The 3385-nt window shown below is 74.9% G+C and carries 4 protein-coding genes; all 4 read right to left on the bottom strand.

Translation table 11 applies throughout. The features are described from left to right. The coding region (locus AB0J52_RS32995; RefSeq protein ID WP_500186770.1) for an MFS transporter at nucleotides 1–581 on the bottom strand (581 nt) is incomplete at its 3' end. A gap of 118 nt (nucleotides 582–699) precedes the next feature. Further along, complete coding sequence (locus tag AB0J52_RS32990; protein WP_500186769.1) at nucleotides 700–1554, bottom strand: ABC transporter ATP-binding protein; 855 nt, start codon at nucleotides 1552–1554, stop codon at nucleotides 700–702. Then, complete coding sequence (locus AB0J52_RS32985) at nucleotides 1551–2576, bottom strand: FecCD family ABC transporter permease (protein ID WP_500186767.1); 1026 nt, start codon at nucleotides 2574–2576, stop codon at nucleotides 1551–1553. Before AB0J52_RS32985 ends, AB0J52_RS32990 begins: the two co-directional genes overlap by 4 nt. Then, nucleotides 2573–3334: a FecCD family ABC transporter permease gene (locus AB0J52_RS32980; protein ID WP_500186766.1), complete on the bottom strand. Its 762-nt coding sequence runs from the start codon at nucleotides 3332–3334 to the stop codon at nucleotides 2573–2575. Before AB0J52_RS32980 ends, AB0J52_RS32985 begins: the two co-directional genes overlap by 4 nt. Between the last annotated feature and the right edge of the window lie 51 nt (nucleotides 3335–3385).

The raw sequence follows: 3385 nt of genomic DNA, 5'->3' as shown, positions 1-3385 counted from the left end.
CGCGGCGCGCGCGACTCGGGCACGAAGACCTGGGTGAGGACGAGCGCGGCGAGCCCGATCGGCAGGTTCAGCCAGAAGATCGCGCGCCAGCCGACCGAGTCCACCAGGACGCCACCGACCAGCGGCCCGGCGGCCATGCTGATCCCGACGACGCCGCCCCACACGCCGATCGCGCGGGCCCGCTCGCGCGGCTCGGTGAACGTGTTGGTGATGATCGACATCGCGACCGGGTTGAGCATAGACCCGCCGACCGCCTGCACCACCCGCGCCGCGATCAGCCAGCCGAGGCTCGGCGCGAGGCTGCACAGCAGCGATCCGGCGCTGAACAGCGTGAGCCCGACCTGGAACACCCGGCGGCGGCCGAGCCGGTCCGCGGTGGAGCCGGAGGTGATCATCAGGCCGGCGAGCACGATCAGGTAGGCGTCGATCGTCCACTGCAGCCCCGACATGGAGGCGTGGAAGTCCCGCTGCATCGCCGGGATCGCGACGTTGAGGACGGTGTTGTCGAGGCTGACGATGAGCAGGCTCATGCAGCAGATCGCCAGCACGAGCAGCCGCCGCCGGCGGCCTGTCTCCGGCACCCGGACCCCCTGAAGATGGTTGTAGGCGTATAACCGTTGTAACGGTACAACCATCGCCGGGCCGGGACAGGCCACATTTACGTGACCTTCCCGACATCACGGTCGAGACGGACGCCTTTCAGGCCGCCGGGACCGTCCGCGCGGCCGGGGCCGCCGGGACGACCAGCGGCGTGCCGGTCTCCGGATCGTCGATGACGCGGCAGCGCAGGCCGAAGACCTCGCCGACCCGCTCCTCGGTGACGACGTCGGCGGGCGGCCCCTCGGCGACGATCCGGCCGTCCCGCATGGCGATGAGGTGGGTGGCGTACCGGGCCGCCTGGTTGAGGTCGTGCAGGACGGCGACGACCGTGCGCCCCTCGGCGTGCAGGCGGGCGCACAGGTCGAGCACCTCGATCTGGTGCGCGATGTCGAGGAAGGTGGTCGGCTCGTCCAGGAGCAGCAGGGACGTCTGCTGGGCGAGGGCCATCGCGATCCACACCCGCTGCCGCTGGCCGCCCGACAGCTCGTCCACGCTGCGGGACGCCAGCGCCGCCACGCCCGTCGCCTCCAGGGACTCGGCGACGACGCGCTCGTCCTCGCGCGACCACTGGCGCAGCAGGCCCTGGTGCGGGTACCGGCCGCGCGCGACCAGGTCGGAGACCGTGATGCCCTCGGGCGCGACCGACGACTGCGGCAGCAGCCCGAGCGTCCGGGCCAGTTTGCGGGCGGGCCACGCCGCGATCCGCTCCCCGTCGAGCGTGACCGTCCCGGCGGACGGGCGCAGGACGCGCGCGAGCGCGCGCAGCAGTGTCGACTTCCCGCACGCGTTCGGGCCGACGACGACGGTGAACGAGCGGTCCGGGACGGCCACGTCGAGGTCGCGGGCGATGACGCGCCGGTCGTAGGCCAGCGTGAGCCCTGAGGCCGCGAGCCGCGCGCCCTCGGGGCCGCTGGCCTCAGAGCCGGTGGTCGTGGGGACGGCGGGGGAGGTCACAGGCGTCCTGCCTTTCGTTCGGTGCTGAGGAGCCAGATCAGGTAGCCGCCGCCGAGCAGGCCGGTGACGACGCCCACGGGGAGCTGGTGGCCGGGGATCAGGCGCTGCCCGGCGAGGTCGGCGGCGGCCAGCATCGCCGCGCCGAGGCAGGCGGCGGGCAGCGCGTTCGGGCCGGACGATCGGGTCAGGCGGCGGGCGAGTTGCGGCGCGGTCAGCGCGACGAAGGAGACCGGTCCGGCGGCGGCAGCGGCGAGCGACGCCAGCAGGACGGCGGCCGCGAGCAGCGCGCCCCGCACCAGGTCCACCGGGACGCCGAGCGCCCGCGCCGCCTCGTCGCCCAGTTCGAGCGTCCGCAGCGCGCGCCCGCACACGGCGGTGACGGCGACGGCGACCGCCAGGGCCGCGAGCACGGGGACCGCCTGCTTCCAGTCGCGTCCGTCCAGGCTGCCCGTGAGCCACAGGACGGCGCGCGCGGCGTCGGTGATCTGCGCTTTGGTCAGCAGGTAGCCGTTCACGCCGGTCAGGATCGCCGCGATCCCGACGCCGACGAGGACGAGCCGCTGCCCGTGCGCGCCGCTCCGTCCGACGAGCAGGACGATCAGCACGCCGGTCAGCACGCCGCCGGCCACCGCTCCGGCCGCGAGCGCGAGGCTGCTCCCGCCCGCCAGGACGGTCGCCGCCAGCACGCCCGTCGAGGACCCTTGGGTGAATCCGAGCAGGTCGGGGCTGCCGAGCGGGTTGCGCGACAGCGACTGGAACAGCGCGCCCGCGAGCCCGAGCGCCGCGCCGACCGCGAGCGCGGTGGCGGCGCGCGGCAGCCGGAGCTGGTTGACGATGAAGTCGGTGGACGCGTCGCCGTGCCCGAGCAGCGCCCGCACGACCTCGGCGGGGCTCAGCGGGTACTCGCCGCCGCCGATCGCGACCACGCTCACCGCGGCGGCCACCACCGCGCACGCGGCCGCGACCAGCGCGGAGCGCGGGCTGACCCGCACCGACGCCCCGGACATCCGCAGGACGCTCACAGTGCCGCCGCCTTCCGCCGCCGGACGAAGAACAGGAAGAAGGGCCCGCCGAGGACGACGGTCAGGACGCCGACCTGCACCTCGCCCGGACGCGCGACGACGCGTCCGAGGACGTCCGCGACGAGCATCAGCACGGCCGCCGCGACCGCGCTGTACGGCAGCAGGAGCCGCAGGTCGGGGCCGGTGACCGCGCGGACGAGGTGCGGCACCATCAGGCCGAGGAAGACGACCGGGCCGCACGCGGCGGTCGCCGCGCCGCACAGCAGCGTGACCGCGACGATCCCGGTGGCGCGGACCAGCGCGGGCCGCGCGCCGAGCGCCCGCGCCGTGTCGTCCCCCATCGCGAGGGCGTTCAGCGGACGCGCCAGCACGAGCGCGAGCACCACCCCGGCGAGGACGAACGGCGCCACCTTCTGCACGGTCGAGGTCTGCGCGGCGGCGAGGCTGCCGACCGTCCAGAACCGCATGCGGTCGAGCGAGGCGGTGTCGAGGAGCTGGACGGCGCTGACGTAGGAGTACAGCGCGGCGTTGACGGCGGCTCCGGCGAGCGCGAGCCGGGCGGGCGTCGCGCCGCGGCCGCCGCCGATCCCGTACAGCAGGACGGCGACGACCCCGGCCCCCGCGAACGCGAACCACACGTATCCGGCGAACGAGGTGACGCCGAGGAACGAGATGGCGGTGACGACGGCCGCGGACGCGCCGACGTTGATGCCGAGCAGTCCCGGGTCGGCGAGCGGGTTGCGGGTGAGCGACTGCATGAGCCCACGCCTTGTGCATGGTGTCGGCGAGGGGCTGCGGCGGGTTCGGGC

Origin of the sequence: Spirillospora sp. NPDC049652, assembly GCF_040675125.1 — a bacterium.
In the GTDB taxonomy this organism is placed as follows: domain Bacteria; phylum Actinomycetota; class Actinomycetes; order Streptosporangiales; family Streptosporangiaceae; genus Spirillospora.
Note: the sequence above shows the minus strand (reverse complement) of the source record. Positions and strands in the feature narration are given on the sequence as shown.